This is a genomic window from Pseudoalteromonas sp. B62, assembly GCF_037162565.1.
GTDB classification, from domain to species: domain Bacteria; phylum Pseudomonadota; class Gammaproteobacteria; order Enterobacterales; family Alteromonadaceae; genus Pseudoalteromonas; species Pseudoalteromonas fuliginea.
This window is the reverse complement of sequence record NZ_JARLVB010000001.1, coordinates 825,935-840,149: the sequence shown is the minus strand read 5'-3', so window position 1 is coordinate 840,149 and position 14,215 is coordinate 825,935. Positions and strand designations below refer to the sequence as shown.

15 protein-coding genes and 2 pseudogenes are annotated in these 14,215 nt (G+C 39.2%); 5 read left to right on the top strand and 12 right to left on the bottom strand.

What is annotated here, in order from left to right; translation table 11 throughout:
• Window positions 1–7: 7 nt before the first annotated feature.
• Window positions 8–423: pseudogene (locus P4S71_RS23070) on the top strand (DUF2955 domain-containing protein); the annotation flags it as partial.
• Window positions 424–480: 57 nt separating this feature from the next.
• Window positions 481–1,056 carry an FUSC family protein gene (locus tag P4S71_RS23065; protein WP_442961653.1) on the top strand — a complete coding sequence of 192 codons (576 nt, stop codon included), beginning with the start codon at window positions 481–483 and terminating at the stop codon, window positions 1,054–1,056.
• Window positions 1,057–1,599: 543 nt separating this feature from the next.
• On the opposite strand, the gene arfB is transcribed toward P4S71_RS23065, so the two are convergent.
• Window positions 1,600–2,013: an alternative ribosome rescue aminoacyl-tRNA hydrolase ArfB gene (gene arfB / locus P4S71_RS03625; RefSeq protein ID WP_007376712.1), complete on the bottom strand. Its 414-nt coding sequence runs from the start codon at window positions 2,011–2,013 to the stop codon at window positions 1,600–1,602.
• Window positions 2,014–2,240: 227 nt separating this feature from the next.
• Here arfB and P4S71_RS03620 point away from each other — a divergent pair, with 227 nt between their 5' ends.
• Window positions 2,241–2,810: a short-chain dehydrogenase gene (locus tag P4S71_RS03620; RefSeq protein ID WP_337150105.1), complete on the top strand. Its 570-nt coding sequence runs from the start codon at window positions 2,241–2,243 to the stop codon at window positions 2,808–2,810.
• Between the two features lie 122 nt (window positions 2,811–2,932).
• Complete coding sequence (locus P4S71_RS03615; RefSeq protein ID WP_033028627.1) at window positions 2,933–3,265, top strand: hypothetical protein; 333 nt, start codon at window positions 2,933–2,935, stop codon at window positions 3,263–3,265.
• Between the two features lie 58 nt (window positions 3,266–3,323).
• Here the strand turns inward: P4S71_RS03615 and P4S71_RS03610 are convergent, their stop codons facing one another.
• From P4S71_RS03610 to P4S71_RS03560, 11 genes and pseudogenes are all read right to left on the bottom strand, one after another.
• Complete coding sequence (locus tag P4S71_RS03610) at window positions 3,324–4,199, bottom strand: SdrD B-like domain-containing protein (protein WP_337150171.1); 876 nt, start codon at window positions 4,197–4,199, stop codon at window positions 3,324–3,326.
• Window positions 4,200–4,633: 434 nt separating this feature from the next.
• Window positions 4,634–5,767: a hypothetical protein gene (locus tag P4S71_RS03605; RefSeq protein ID WP_337150104.1), complete on the bottom strand. Its 1,134-nt coding sequence runs from the start codon at window positions 5,765–5,767 to the stop codon at window positions 4,634–4,636.
• 197 nt (window positions 5,768–5,964) lie between these two features.
• A complete protein-coding gene (locus P4S71_RS03600) occupies window positions 5,965–6,510 on the bottom strand; it encodes a hypothetical protein (protein ID WP_337121066.1) in 546 nt (181 codons plus the stop codon).
• Window positions 6,511–6,513: 3 nt separating this feature from the next.
• A complete protein-coding gene (locus tag P4S71_RS03595) occupies window positions 6,514–6,828 on the bottom strand; it encodes a hypothetical protein (protein ID WP_337121067.1) in 315 nt (104 codons plus the stop codon).
• A gap of 77 nt (window positions 6,829–6,905) precedes the next feature.
• Window positions 6,906–7,280 carry a hypothetical protein gene (locus P4S71_RS03590; protein WP_337121068.1) on the bottom strand — a complete coding sequence of 125 codons (375 nt, stop codon included), beginning with the start codon at window positions 7,278–7,280 and terminating at the stop codon, window positions 6,906–6,908.
• 101 nt (window positions 7,281–7,381) lie between these two features.
• The gene (locus P4S71_RS03585) at window positions 7,382–7,891 is read right to left on the bottom strand and encodes a hypothetical protein (protein WP_033028630.1); all 510 of its coding nucleotides are present in this window, start codon (window positions 7,889–7,891) and stop codon (window positions 7,382–7,384) included.
• Window positions 7,892–8,215: 324 nt separating this feature from the next.
• The gene (locus P4S71_RS03580) at window positions 8,216–8,962 is read right to left on the bottom strand and encodes an SDR family oxidoreductase (RefSeq protein ID WP_007376705.1); all 747 of its coding nucleotides are present in this window, start codon (window positions 8,960–8,962) and stop codon (window positions 8,216–8,218) included.
• Between the two features lie 12 nt (window positions 8,963–8,974).
• Entirely contained in the window at window positions 8,975–9,679 is a 705-nt protein-coding gene (locus P4S71_RS03575; RefSeq protein ID WP_337150103.1) for a histidine phosphatase family protein, read from the bottom strand.
• Window positions 9,679–10,752 (bottom strand): phosphotransferase family protein, encoded by a 1,074-nt coding sequence (locus tag P4S71_RS03570; protein WP_033040831.1) that lies wholly within the window; start codon window positions 10,750–10,752, stop codon window positions 9,679–9,681. Before P4S71_RS03570 ends, P4S71_RS03575 begins: the two co-directional genes overlap by 1 nt.
• Window positions 10,753–10,765: 13 nt before the next feature.
• Complete coding sequence (locus tag P4S71_RS03565) at window positions 10,766–11,587, bottom strand: SDR family oxidoreductase (protein WP_337150102.1); 822 nt, start codon at window positions 11,585–11,587, stop codon at window positions 10,766–10,768.
• A 9-nt stretch (window positions 11,588–11,596) separates the two neighbouring features.
• Window positions 11,597–12,814, bottom strand: a pseudogene (locus P4S71_RS03560) (acyl-CoA dehydrogenase family protein).
• A 121-nt stretch (window positions 12,815–12,935) separates the two neighbouring features.
• On the opposite strand from P4S71_RS03560, the gene P4S71_RS03555 reads away from it, so the two are divergent.
• Window positions 12,936–13,844: a LysR family transcriptional regulator gene (locus P4S71_RS03555; protein ID WP_337150101.1), complete on the top strand. Its 909-nt coding sequence runs from the start codon at window positions 12,936–12,938 to the stop codon at window positions 13,842–13,844.
• Window positions 13,845–14,215 lie beyond the last annotated feature (371 nt).

Here is a 14,215-nt window from a genome sequence, read left to right as displayed (position 1 = left end):
AGAAAGTATGACTCAAGTTGTTAGCCAAGCACCGCAGTTAGATTCTAACGGTCTTCGCCAAGCGCTGCGCATAGCCGGTGGCTGCACTATTGGTTTTGCCATTAGTAAATTAATGAATTGGCCAAACGGTATATTTTTCACTGTTTACCCTATGTTATTACTCGGTATGGTGCCTACTTTAAGCCGAGGTGTTATTAATCAATTTATAGCTTCAGCGGCTTTTAGCGCATTTATAGTGCTAATAATACAAGGCTTTTTTCGCACTTACCCGTTGTAATGACGTTGTTAGTATTTGGGATATTTTGTTTTTTATTTCACAAAATGAGCAGTGGTAGCGCGTTTTTATTTGGTGCTTTAGGCGTAGTGAGCCTTTCAATTCAACTGCATTTTTCGAGCTATGTTGATCAAGGAAGTCGTATTTATCCGCTTATTTTAAGTAATGGTTTAGCAATAATATTAACTGTAATTATAGCGGCATTAATGCATGGTTTGTTTCCTAATGTAACAGCAAGGCCCGGACGAGTTATGCCCGCTAAGGCTAAAGAAAGTATTCGTCATGAAGTACTGCTTTGTGCAACTGTGGCAACGCTTTCGTTTGTGGTTTTTCAGGTGCTTAACTTGCAAGACTCAATTTCAGCGCAAGCCGCCTCGGTATTAATTTTGTTTTCATTGTGCTGGAAAGCAGCTGGTATGGCGGGTTGGCAGCGAGCTATTGGGACTCTTATTGGGTGCAATGCGGCGCTTTTATCGCAATTGTTTTTGTATAGCCATACCGATTTTTTGCTTTTTCCGATGGTTATTTTATGGATATTATCGTTTGTGTTTGCACGCTTTCACATTTTAGGCGGCGGAATACCCGGTATTGGGTTTGGCGTATTAACTACGTTTGGTATTTTATTTGGTAATTCTTTAGGGCCGGGGCAGGATCTTATTTACAGTGCGTTATACCGGTTTAGCTCGGTGTCGGTGGCTATTGTTTTAAGCTTATGTGCTGTGTATGTTATGCATCATTTACTTAATCGCTTTAGTGCAACGCGCCATCATACCTTTGATTAAATAAATTTTAATTATTAAGCCATTTTAAAAACTGCGTTTTTACACGCCAGCAAGTGCGCGTCTACCAGTTAACAAGGTTGCACGTTTTGTAGACGTAGAGCTTGCTCACGTGAGAAGCAAGGCTTCTGATTATTAAGTTATTTTAAGAACTGCGTTTTTGCACGCCAGCAAGCTGCGCGTCTACCAGTTAACAAGGTTGCACGTTTTGTAGACGTAGAGCTTGCTCACGTGAGAAGCAAGGCTTCTAATTATTAAGTTATTTTAAAAACTGCGTTTTTACACGCCAGCAAGTGCGCGTCTACCAGTTAACAAGGTTGCACGTTTTGTAGACGTAGAGCTTGCTCACGTGAGAAGCAAGGCTTCTGATTATTAAGTTATTTTAAGAACTGCGTTTTTGCACGCCAGCAAGCTGCGCGTCTACCAGTTAACAAGGTTGCACGTTTTGTAGACGTAGAGCTTGCTCACGTGAGAAGCAAGGCTTCTAATTATTAAGTTATTTTAAAAACTGCGTTTTTATACGCCAGCAAGCTGCGCGCCTAGCAGTTAAATTTTCACACTGCCACGCAATGCTTTGTTCTGGCCGTGCTTGGTTTTTTTATCCATGCGTTTGCGCTGAGAATTTCTACTTGGCTTGGTGGCTCTTCGAGCTTTGTTCACCACGGTTGCACTCAAAATAAGATCTTTTAAACGCTTAAGTGCATCATCTCTGTTCAATTCTTGGGTCCGGTGGCTTTGGGCTTTAATTATTAAAACGCCATCTTTAGTGATTCTAGAATCTTTTAAAGCGAGTAAGCGTTCTTTGTAAAAGTCAGGTAATTTAGAGCGATTAATGTCAAAACGTAAGTGTATAGCACTTGCTACTTTGTTAACATTTTGACCACCGGCACCTTGAGAGCGAATAGCTGTAAGCTCTAGTTCCCACTCATCAATTGTGACTGTATTTGAAATTGTTAACATTGTGTTCAGCTCTCATTGTTAAAAATGCATTATATCATCTGTACATTGACTTGGGGTGAATCAACTAAAATCGTAGTACTTTAGGTCAACTCCCATGAATTGTACTGTAAAATTCGCCAATACATTATTATGTATTGGCATATGCAATTATTTAGTTTCTAATTGCACAGCCCTATCTATTTAGGGCTTCATATAATAATAGCTCCACAATAATAGGAAATGCCTGCATGAAAAAAATACTCGTATCACTTAGTTTGTTAGCAATGAGCTTCTCTGGTGTTGCAAAAGATATCACTGAAGGTGATTTACAAAGCTACATGAAAGCACTACCAGCGGTAACAAGTTGGGCGAGCGCTCAAGATTCTCTAAAAGGGCTGGACCTAGGAAGCATGTTAGGTGCGTCGGCTGACCAAACAACATCAGAGCAAGGCTCGCTAGCTAACAGCGCGCTTAGCATGATTAAAGAGCAAGACTTATACAAAAGTTTTGAAGGCGTAACAAGTCGTTACGGTTTTACTCCAGAGCAGTTAATTACTGTCGGTTCTGAAGTGTCTATGGCTTACATCGAAAACCTTAAATCTGGCTTATCTACTGAAAATAAAGAAACAGCAGATAAACTAATGAGTGGTTTTCAAAGTATGAAAAGTGTTAAAGACAAAGGCGCTAGCTCGCTAATGGGCTCATTAGGTAACGCATCAAGTGCCGCTAAATCAAGTGGGCCAGTCGTTAGCGAAAGTAACCTTGAGCTTGTGAGCGAGTACATGCCACAACTTAAAAAGCTTTTTGCACTTCTATAAGTTTTTGTTTTATAAAAAGGTGGCTTTTGCCACCTTTTTTAATGCCTAAAATAATTTATAAACAGATGCATAAAGTTTATTTACTTCTACAATTTAATTATCTGTATTTTTAGGTGTAATGTATGAAGCAATGGCATGTGGTTATTGGTTTATTCTTTATTTTTACTGCGTATTTTTCGGTATCCACGTACGCAAAATCAACTCAAGCTTTTAGTGCTGGAGTTATTGCTCAGGAGCAAATATTTCCAATAAAAGTATTGCAGCTTGGTAATTATGCGCGTTGTGCTGTTGTTTCTGCACAAAAAGAAGATGCATTTTATTCTGCTTGTTATATAAAAAAACAGTCTCAATCCAATTGGATTGCAGAATCGGCAGGTGCACGCTGCGAAATAAGGTGTATAACGCATCTTGACAAAAAAGGCCTCTCACAAACGACATACTTTACAGCTCAATAATACTAATTTTAATTAATATATGAGTATTTTAAGCGCCAAATAACTCATTAGTTTAAGGTTATTTGTATAAGTCGCTCCAGGATTTTTTTATTGGTGTAGAGCCTTCGTTTATTTGCCGACTAGTTAAAGCGCTACATGCGCTCTGTGGTTGCTCAATATGTGGGCCTGAGAGTAATAAAAAATATTTTTTACCATTAATATTTCTGTTGATAGTGAACAGTGGGAAATCAGCTTTTATCAATTGAGGTTTTATTGTTTTTTTAGAGGTATACGCGGCATATTGACAATAATAGAGCTCTTTCGTATCACTTTTTTGCTCTCCCCATGCGTGCATTAGTTGCCAATCTGTAGATGTATAACGTATAGCGTCGACCATAAAGCTGCCATGTAATGCAGGCGTTGAGTAGACATCGTTAATTGTTGTTTGCGCGTCTTGGGCGTTTGCATAAGGGCCTGTTACTAAATAGTAACTGTTGCGGCTTTGATGTTTATATAATTTTAAAGGATGCGCTTTTGAGTCAATCTCTTTTGCTACTATTACTGCCGATTCAAATTTTTTAAATACACCAAGCTGAACAAAATAAGATTTTTCTGATGGCTTATCAACTAACTCTATTGAGTCTATTGTATTGTTTTTAGGTTGCAGAACGATATCTTTTAGAATAATAGTATCACCTGTTTTTGAGGTAACAACGCGCTCTGGTAAGTTTTTAGTAACGAGGCTTTTTATATTTAATGTATTTGCTTCAACTTCAATTTTGTAGTTTCCTTGATTCACATTAGAAAAATAATAATACCCGTCGTACTCGGTAGTTGTTGTGTATTCTTTGTCGCCATTAATTTGCTTTAAAAAAACGGTTACGCCTGAAACAGGTTTACTTTTATCGTTATTTTCAAAATAAACAGTCCCTTCTACTTCATTAAAAATAACCATTGGTACATCAACTTTAGTCTGACCTCCTCGGTGAGCGTAGGTTTTTATTTTTCCAAGTACAGGTTGCAAATATGGATTAGGTAAAGTGCGTAAATCGACCTCTAAAATTTGCCCGCCGTGACTACTTGGCAGTAGCGCTTTACCTGTATTGTTGGTGAATTTATTTCGCCATAAATAATTACCGGTAAAGCGAACGTCTTCTAATGCTTCATCACCTTGATCAAATACTCGATTTTCGTTCCAGTCAATAAAAGCAGATGCTTCAAGCTGTCCGCCGCTAAGAGCTCGTGGGGTGTCAAATATCATATCTAACTCAAGATGATCAAAGCTAAATGTGCCGTTTAAACCTAATGACACGCGCCAATCACCACGACTATCGTATTGGCCTGAGACTTGAACATTAAAAATATCATAGCGATAAGTATACTGATGGCTTAGTTGCGCGGTCGCTGATGAATCAGGGTTATACGATAACTGGGTTTGGTTAAAGGTCTGTTGTGTTTGCGGCCAACGTAAATTACTACGCAGGCTAACAAGCTTTCCCCATTTATAGGCAGCCAATCGAGTGTATTTGTCCACTTCCAAGAAGCGATATCAATAGATGAATAAAGTTGATTGGTTAATTCATCTTCTTGTTCATCATAAAAAAGGCGTCCAGCCCATGTACCACCAATGTGATTTTTATTGATACCTAATGAAAATGTATTGTTGTTTGATTTATTTTCACGATTTTCGTTAAGCCATTTCATATTCCAGTTTAAAGAGTCAAACGAATCAGAACGACCATTTAAACTAATTGATAATTTATTTTTAAGCACATTATTTTGTGGTAAAAACAATGCGCTCGAGAAATCATCTAAGGCGGTATATTCTAAATTGACGTTTACGTCGTTATAAAAATCATTAGAGAACAAGCCCCTAAAGCCTGCATAATAAGCGCTGCCAGCATTGAGTTGTTTGCTAGATAAAAATCGATAGCTGCCATGCTCCGTAAGTATATTTAATCCTGATGATATATAGCGAGAGCGCTCATCAGATGCTAGTTGAGTGATTTGTGCATCATAGGTTAAATTTTCACTTATCCCATATGAAACACTGGCTTTAAATGTGTCACTAAATGTATTTTGAGTATTTTGGTTGTTATCAAATACGCTTTTATCTGTTTCAATTAACTCAACTTGATAGCTTATTTTCCCTGGTGATAGGGCATCCTGCCCTATCGTGTATTTTTGAGTGCGTGTAATTTGCTCACCTTGGGGGCCAAAAAGCTTTATTTCAAAAATATTATTGCCATAAAATGTTTCTATATCGATAAACTTAACTAAATTATCGTCATTTGCTTGTGTGGTCGCTAAAAATTGCCCATTGCGATATAGCTCAGCTTGCCAACCGGGTAAAGCGGGTTCTTCAATGGTTATTGACGAAAAATTTTGTGCTGAGCGTGGATCGGCATTCGAGATATAAATACCTCTGCCTTGGCTTGAAGCTGTCGTCAGCTGATCTGATTGAGATTGAATATCACCCAATTGATAATGAATGCGAGCTAATGAATGATCTTGCTCGGTCAAACTAAAATCTTTGCTAATTTTAAAAAATGTATTGTCGCTATTTTCATTTTTGTTAAACCGAACTTCTGCTCTATGGTGAAATAAATCAAAATAGCTGTTGAGTCTAATTAAGCCTTTATAACGTGCTTGTTTAGATGTGGCAGTTGATGAAATTGTATACTCAGAAATTGGGTAGGTAAGTAGACGATATTGATCTTCTATAAAGTGATCATATTGTGGGGCAATAGCTTGCTTATGCGTGATTGACGTGTTTTTTTATCATTTGTGGTGCTTAATAAATTACTCATAAAGGAGACTTGCATGAGTGAGTAATCAAATGTTGAGTCGGTTTCTAAAAGCGTATTAATAACGGATAAGTCTACGTAATGATCGTAATCGTCTTTTGCCCAAAAAGATGCCGTTGGTGTTACCGACTGAGCTGCCAATAACGTTGTACTTAGTGCAAGCTTCGTTGAATCAACGGTTGCAGTTAAACTCCCTTCGGTAATACTAAAGTTAATCCCCATCGTTGATTTAAGAACACTGATTGGTAGTAACAGCTTATTTGATTGCGTGTAGTAAGCTTCTAAGTCGGATACCACTGAACGGCCATTTACTTTTACATTTACGATCACGAACGCCTCTTCATCAATAGTCCATTGATGAAGAGGCGTTAGCTCATTAGCGACTAATGTTTGAGGCACAATAACAATGAGCAACAAACTAATTAAAGCGCCATAACGCAATGCGTTTAGCTTAAACACGTGTTATTGAATATTAACGGGTATTGCTAACTCAATATTGCCACCATATTGGGGATTTTCTTTGTATTTAAGTGTAAGCGGACCGACAACGGGCTGTTGCAACGAAATATAGACTTTACGACGCGATAAAGGCGTATAAACGGCTACGTTTGTTACTTCCCCAACAGATAAGTTATTACTGTCTAGCAGTTCAAAATTACCATATAACGAACGATTTCCCGTTAGCGTTTGCCAAAACGTAACGGTTGGTCGACCATTTTGGCTAATTAGTTGCGGGTTGATTAGTTGCGAATCAGCTTCTAACTGCCCATGGCGCACAATTACCGGAACGCTGTAAGATATTTTAGGGCGTATGGTTATTCCTTCTGCATTAGGGGCTGGTGCTTCTGACGCAACTATTTTAAGTACCGCTCTGTATTCTCCTGCGGGTAATTCTGCTTTTTTCGTACCGTCATTCTTATAGCTTGCATGCCTTTTGGCGCTATAGAACCACGGCGTGGAGAAAAGCGTAACATGCCAGCAGCAGAACGACCCTCTACTTGCTTAGGTGTTGCATCTATTAGTGACCCTTCTTCGGTCATGTCTTTGTGCGTGATACTAAGTTTAAAGTCGAGGTTTTTATCAGATGTATTTCTGATCATTAATGAATTATTTTTAGTTCGTCCATCAAAATATAAACGATATTCAGATAGAGAAAGATTAGCACTGCAAATTTGAGGTAATAGAAGAGTCAGGCAAAGCGTTGCCCAGCGAAAAAATTTAAAACTCATGAGACAACTCAACAACATGATAAAGCAAAAATGTGGAGCATTAAGCTCCACACAATTTATATTATTAGTAGCCTAGGGCTATAATAATATAAGAAATAATATTACTGAAAAGATACATCGACAGTGTAGTCTACTTCATAAGCAGCGCCAGCAGTAAGATCGGCAGCTACTGTCATATCACCATAAACACCGATTACGATATCAGTTGCGCTTGCATCAGTTGTAAATGCAGAAGCAACAGTATCAGCCGTTGTTACAGTTGAAGTACCATCAGTGGCAGTCGTTACTGGAGCGAAAGTAAGGTTGGCACTTGTACTGCCTGATACAGTGATGTTCATTGCTGAATTTGGAGCCAAACCTGAAACAGTTACGCCACCTAATTGAATGTTTGAGTCTGAAGCATCACAATCGCCCGTTACTGCGCCAGCATTATCCATTGTACAAGTAGAACCTGTAGCTAAACGAATTTTACCAAAATGTACTTTGTTATTTTCTAAAAAAGTTGGTTCGCTCCAACCATTTACACTTGCTTGTAATGTTTCGCTAGATGCAAGTAAAGAAGTCGAAGTCATAGCGAGTAAAGCGGTTGCTGCAAAAATTTTTTTATTCATAATTTTTCCGTGTTTAAATAATTATTATTGTATTACGTCCTTGTTTAATCTCATTTTCTAAGAGCTCGTAATCCATTGGCGCCAATTTAAACACAGGAAGTGCATTTTTTAAATGTTTTATTAACAAATGCAACTTTAAGGATAACAAATAAGAAAAAATCATTAGCAATAAAAGTTGGTTAATTTATTTATGGTTGTTTTTAAAGCAAAAAAAGTATGTTTTTTTACAGATATAAGGCAAGAGGATTTCTTTTTGTTAATATATTGCTAGGTTATTTGCAATGATAAACTTAAGCCCACAACAATTTTGGGGCGTGAGTTTATTTAAGACATTTTACGAAGTGTAGTCAGCGGGGCTATACGTAAAATCCAATGTAAAAATGCCCATGGCCACGTTGGTATAAAGCTGTTGGCTTTTTCTTTATTTATAGCTGTTACAAGTGCTCTACAGCCTGTTTCAGTATCGACAATAAAGGGCACTGTTTTTACTTTTTCGTTTATTTCACTTCTAATAAAACCGGGGTGCACACAACTTACCTTTATTGGTGTATTTATTACGTCTATGCGAATGCCTTCGCTCAGTGATGTTATTGCAGCTTTGGTCGCTGCATATACCGTCATAGCGCGTCTAAAACCACGCACTGCACTAATTGACGAAATAGTCACTAAGTGCCCGTGGTTTTGCGCTCTAAAAATCTCCATTGCAGCTTCGGCCTGCGCCAGTGCTGCTACAAAGTTGGTCTCAGCGGTTTGTTTATTGGCAGTAAAATAGCCTGTACCAATAGATGCGCCCTTGCCCATTCCTGCATTTATAATGATGCGGTCAAGCCCGTTAAACTCTTCATTAAAGGCTTTAAACACGCAAAACACTTGCTCGTGGTTGTTTACATCAAGCACTTTGATGCTGACGGTAATGTTAGGATTTACTTGCTCAAGTTCGGCTTTTAACAGCTCTAATAATTCATATCGGCGAGCGCATAGAGCAAGGTTACAGCCTTTTTTAGCAAACTCTTGTGCCATGCCTTTTCCTAAGCCGGAACTTGCACCTGTTATTAGTATATTTTTGCGCATTATATTTGCTCCTTAGGTATAGGTAATTAATTTTTGTTGTGGGTATTGCTCTAAAAAGTGATGCTCGTTTAAGCTGCTTATACCTAATTTACGGCTTGATCCTCTGCCTCGCGCCACAACTTTAGTAACACCTGCGTTAACTAAACCCCAATTAATATCAATAAAGCGCTCAAGCTTTAATCCCATTAAATGACTGGTAATAATACTAATAGGCCCGCCTGACGTATAAATAATGACTTTTTTACCATCATGTTCTTTGGCTATTTTTTCAAGCGCACCCAATACTCGAGCACAAAAAGCATTAAAGCACTCTTTATAGAGCGTGCTGTCAGGATTAAGCATCCACTGCTCTATGGCGTTAATAAATACTGTTTTAAAATACTCCATTGGATCGACTTGCTTACTAAGCACGGCATGTACTTGGCTTGGAGTGGTAAGCTCAGGATTAGAAGCCGCTAAAATATGCTCGTGGTCGTACTCATTTAAGCGCGCATCATTAATTACAGCGGACGTATTATTAAGTGAAGCTAAACTGAGTTCTGCGGTTTGATTGTGGCGCTGCATAGTGCCTGTAATTACTACATCGGGTATGAGTTGTTTTTGCGCTAAATACTCGCCCACTAATGTAGCTTGTTGTTGCCCTTTTACCGAAAGGTTATCGTAATCATCTGCGCCAAAGCTTGCCTGCCCATGGCGTACTAAATATAAAATACACATTAGGCGTTTCCTTGATTGTTAATGGCTTTTTTACAGCGCCATAAAAGGTAATGCACAAATACCCAAAAGTTTTTAAATGCGGGATTTGTTGTTTGCCCATGATGATAACGATAATAAATTTGCTGAACTATGCCTGCTAATCTAAACAAGCCATACACTTCGTAAAAAGTGAAATCGTCGACTGTAATATTCATTTTTTTACAGTAATAAGCCACAACTTCTTTTCGTGTCAGCATGCCTTTTAAATGTGTTGGTTGTCGGCGTGTAGCTTGCGCTAAAAAGTCATCCCCAGGCTCTACCCAATACGCGAGTGTGTTACCCAAATCCATTAATGGATCGCCAAGCGTGGCGAGTTCCCAATCTAAAATACCCCGCACTTTAGTGTAGTCGTTGACATCAAGCACAACGTTATCAAATCTAAAATCGTTATGAGTAATACAAATATGCTCAGTGGCAGGCATATTATTATGAAGCCACTTAATGATTTTTTTACCACTGGGGACATTCCATGTTTTTGCTTTGATAAAGCGCTCACTCCAACCGCTAATTTGGCGTTGTGTATACCCTTCGCCTTTACCTAAGTGACTTAAATTAGCGTGTTTGTAATCAACTTTGTGTAGTTCTACTAAGCAGTCGAGTACATTTTCGCAAAGTTGTTTTGTGCGCTCAGGTGTTGTAGTTAGTTCGCGCGGGAAATTTCTACGCGCAATAATGCCGGTTAGCTTTTCCATTACATAAAAGTCGGTGCCGAGTATGCGCTTATCTTCGCAAAATACTTTCATTGTTGGCACGTAGCTGTAAACCGGTTTTAGTGCTTGTTGTAGTTTAAACTCGCGGCCCATATTGTGAGCGCCTTTGGCTTTAGTGCCTTTTGGGGCACGGCGTAAAATAAGCGACTGCTCTGGGTAGTCAAGGCTGTAGGTCCAATTTGACGCGCCACCGGCATATTGCGTAACACTTGGCTCACCGCTTAAATTACTCATGTGCAGCTTAAGCCAGACATTTACTTTTTGTATATCGAGCTCTTCGCCTTGGCGCACGCTTTTGGCTTGATCTAATAATTGTGTGTTCATCGTTGGCCTTTTATTATTTTGATTTTAAGCGCTGCATAGAACGTGTTTTTTTCAGCATATTTTTAATGTAGCACTCAACAGGTAAGAGCTTTTTCATGAAAAACGCCTGTTTACCTAATTTATGGGTCAAAATTAAAAATGGCCGTTTGAGTGATTGCGTGTAAATAATATCAGCCACTTGCTGGGCATTAATTGGGGAGCGTTCAAATGCACGGTTAAGCATAGTTCGCATAGCAGGCTCGCTTGTGCGCATTGATTCGTTTAAGTTGGTTTTAAAAAAGCTGGGGCACACAACGCTCACATCAATGTTGTCGTGAACTAATTCAAGCTTTAAGGTTTCGCTAAAGCTAACCACGGCAGCTTTTACTGCATTGTAACTACTCATAAACGGAATAGGCGTAAGACCAGCCTGTGAGGCAATGTTAATAAAGTAACCTTTACCTTGTTGTTTAAATACGGGATAAAAGGTTTTACAAACACGCACCACCGAAAGCAGATTAATATCCATTATCCACTGCCATTGCTCAATTGTCTCGCCCTCAAGTGAACCGCCGGTAGCAACGCCGGCGTTATTAATAACGATATCTACGCCTTGCCATTTGGTTTGTATTATATCGCGCAAGCTCTCTATATCAGCTTGCTTAGTTATATCGCAGGCGTAATAAAACGCATCGGCTTTTAATGCTTGCAGCTCGGCAATTGTCGCTGCTGCGCGCTCGGCGTTTATATCGGCAATACAAATTTGTAAGTTGGCGCCTAAGTTATTTGCATAACTTAGTGCTAATGCTTTACCAAGCCCTGTTGCTCCACCTGTTATTATGAGTCTTGTTTTCATGTGGTAGCCTTAGCGGTATTTGTTTATTTCGAGGCGAGAAACCATACCCATATGTACTTCATCGGGGCCATCAGCAAGGCGTAAAATACGCCCCATTGCATTAAACGATGCGATAGGGAAATCGCTCGACACCCCTGCCCCCCAAATATTTGCATAGCCATATCAGACACCATTTGCAACATGTTTGGTACCACTACTTTTATGCTCGATATTTCGGTCATGGCGTGTTTAACACCAACGGTGTCTATTTTCCATGCTGCATGTAAAGTAAGTAGCCGAGCTTGATCGATTGCCATACGCGCTTGTGCTACTCGCTCTAAGTTACCACCGAGCTTTATAAGCTGCTTACCAAAAGCACTGCGCGACATACCTCGCTTAATCATCATTTCTAAACAGCGCTCTGCTGCGCCAATAGCGCGCATACAATGATGAATACGCCCAGGCCCTAAACGTCCTTGTGCAATAGCAAAGCCTTTACCTAAGCCTAAAATAAGATTTTTTTGGTACGCGTACGTTATTAAATTCCATTTCGCCGTGGCCGTATGGAGGGTCAAAATCACCACAAGCACTTAGCATACGTTTAATATTTACACCCGACGTACTTAGCGGCACCAATACCATTGAGTGCTGACTGTGTTTATCGTTTTCTGGATTGGAAAGTCCCATAAAAATAGCCACTTGCGCATTAGGGTGGCCAAGTCCTGTAGTCCACCACTTTTTACCATTTAAAATTAGGTCGTCGCCATCAACATCTATTGTTGCTTGCATATTTGTTGCATCTGAGGAAGCTACCTCGGGTTCGGTCATGGCAAATACAGAGCGTATTTCACCGTTTAATAATGGTGTTAGCCATTGATGTTTTTGCTCATCGTTTGCAAAGTGATATAGCACTTCCATATTGCCGGTGTCGGGGGCGTTGCAATTAAAAACGTCTGATGCAAATAAACAATGCCCCATTTGCTCTGCAATGGGAGCATATTCAAGGCAACTCAAACCTTGTGCTAACGTGCTATCGGGTAAAAATAAATTCCAAAGCCCAGCTTGTTTTGCTCTTGCTTTTAATAGATCAATCTGAGGTGCTAATTGCCAGCTTGTCCAATCGTTTGTGCTATTTTTTGCGTGGTTGTGCGCAACGACTGTTTGCTCAACAGGGAGTACGTGATCTTGCATAAATGCTTTAACACGATTTAAGTAATCTTGGCTCTTTTGGCTTGGCTCAAAGTTCATACGGTTGCTCTGTTTATTTAAAACCTAAATCCAGCATAAAACATTCGATCCAATGAATTAAATGAAATATATTACCAATCAAATGTGAATTATATTCATAAGTTAAAGGGCGTAAACTCGAATGATAGAAGCTAAAAATATTCAGCAGCTCGATTTAAATCTTCTTAAAATATTTGAGAGTTTGTACTTTGAGAAAAACATGAGCGAAACAGCCAAGGTTTTATATATAACCCCTTCAGCGGTAAGCCATGCGATTAAACGCCTGCGCAGCGTATTGAACGATCCTTTATTTGAACGCCAAGGGCAATTAATGCTGCCAACACCTGCGTGTCAACGCATGGCGCCTGCGCTAATAGATTTACTCGAAAAGTTACGCCAAGTATTACAAGCGTGTGGTGAGTTTGATTTAGCCACTACCGCTCAAACTTTTAAAATAGCGCTGCACGATGCTATTGAGCCAATAGTACTGCCTAAACTACAACTAATACTTGCTGAACACGCGCCAAAGGCAACGCTTGCCAGCGTAAAATTGAACCGTGATGATATGCACAAACAATTGGCTAATCATCAAATTGATATAGCAATAGATGTAGCCAGAGCAATTAAATCACCTATTAGCCATGCCGTACTTTCGAGCGATCACTTTTGTGTATTAATGAAAAAAGATCACTCACTTAAAAACCAATTAAATATAGATAATTACTTAACGGCCAAACATGTAGCTGTATCTAACAGACCAACGGGTACGGTTATTGAGGATATAGCATTATTACAGTTAAGCTTAAATCGTGAGGTTGCTATACGTTGTCAAACGTATTTTTCAGCAAAAGAGGTAATAAAAAATTCACCATTTTTACTCACTTTGCCCTCCATGGTGGCAAGTCAGCTACTTGATGAAACTTTAATTGCGCGTCCAGTACCAACCACTATGCCTACTATTTATCAGCACTTATATTGGCACCAAAATACAGATAAAGACGATGCATTAATATGGCTACGCAGCCAAGTAGAAAGTATATTTAAGCGTTAAGTACAGCTTATAACGACACTTAAAAATCATTCTCAAGTGGATTTGTTTTAAGTCTACAGCAAAGTCTAATAATGAATTTATATTTATATTTGTAGATGTCTAGGGCATGTTTATACTAATCTGCTTATATAGGCAGATTAGTATAAACATGGCAAATATGCGGCTGCTCTTTGGAGGCGTCCTTGGGGCGACTTACTCTTTATTGCCTATATGGTGGTAAGGGATATCATCAGGACGCAGGAGCAGTTACCGAGTCTCGTGATTAAATAATCCCTAGATAGAGCAAACTTTAATCCGCAAAGGTTAACAGGTCCAAGCGTGGAGAGTGAAATGTGTCCGTGTAAAGTAAATCTTAAGAATAAACAGAGCTT

Excerpts from the sequence above, each read along its gene's own strand:
- P4S71_RS23065 (WP_442961653.1), top strand. The coding sequence starts at position 481 with ATGCATGGTTTGTTTCCTAATGTAACAGCAAGGCCCGGACGAGTTATG.
- arfB (WP_007376712.1), bottom strand. The coding sequence starts at position 2,013 with ATGTTAACAATTTCAAATACAGTCACAATTGATGAGTGGGAACTAGAG.
- P4S71_RS03620 (WP_337150105.1), top strand. The coding sequence starts at position 2,241 with ATGAAAAAAATACTCGTATCACTTAGTTTGTTAGCAATGAGCTTCTCT.
- P4S71_RS03615 (WP_033028627.1), top strand. The coding sequence starts at position 2,933 with ATGAAGCAATGGCATGTGGTTATTGGTTTATTCTTTATTTTTACTGCG.
- P4S71_RS03610 (WP_337150171.1), bottom strand. The coding sequence starts at position 4,199 with ATGGTTATTTTTAATGAAGTAGAAGGGACTGTTTATTTTGAAAATAAC.
- P4S71_RS03590 (WP_337121068.1), bottom strand. The coding sequence starts at position 7,280 with ATGAGTTTTAAATTTTTTCGCTGGGCAACGCTTTGCCTGACTCTTCTA.
- P4S71_RS03585 (WP_033028630.1), bottom strand. The coding sequence starts at position 7,891 with ATGAATAAAAAAATTTTTGCAGCAACCGCTTTACTCGCTATGACTTCG.
- P4S71_RS03580 (WP_007376705.1), bottom strand. The coding sequence starts at position 8,962 with ATGCGCAAAAATATACTAATAACAGGTGCAAGTTCCGGCTTAGGAAAA.
- P4S71_RS03575 (WP_337150103.1), bottom strand. The coding sequence starts at position 9,679 with ATGTGTATTTTATATTTAGTACGCCATGGGCAGGCAAGCTTTGGCGCA.
- P4S71_RS03570 (WP_033040831.1), bottom strand. The coding sequence starts at position 10,752 with ATGAACACACAATTATTAGATCAAGCCAAAAGCGTGCGCCAAGGCGAA.
- P4S71_RS03565 (WP_337150102.1), bottom strand. The coding sequence starts at position 11,587 with ATGAAAACAAGACTCATAATAACAGGTGGAGCAACAGGGCTTGGTAAA.
- P4S71_RS03555 (WP_337150101.1), top strand. The coding sequence starts at position 12,936 with ATGATAGAAGCTAAAAATATTCAGCAGCTCGATTTAAATCTTCTTAAA.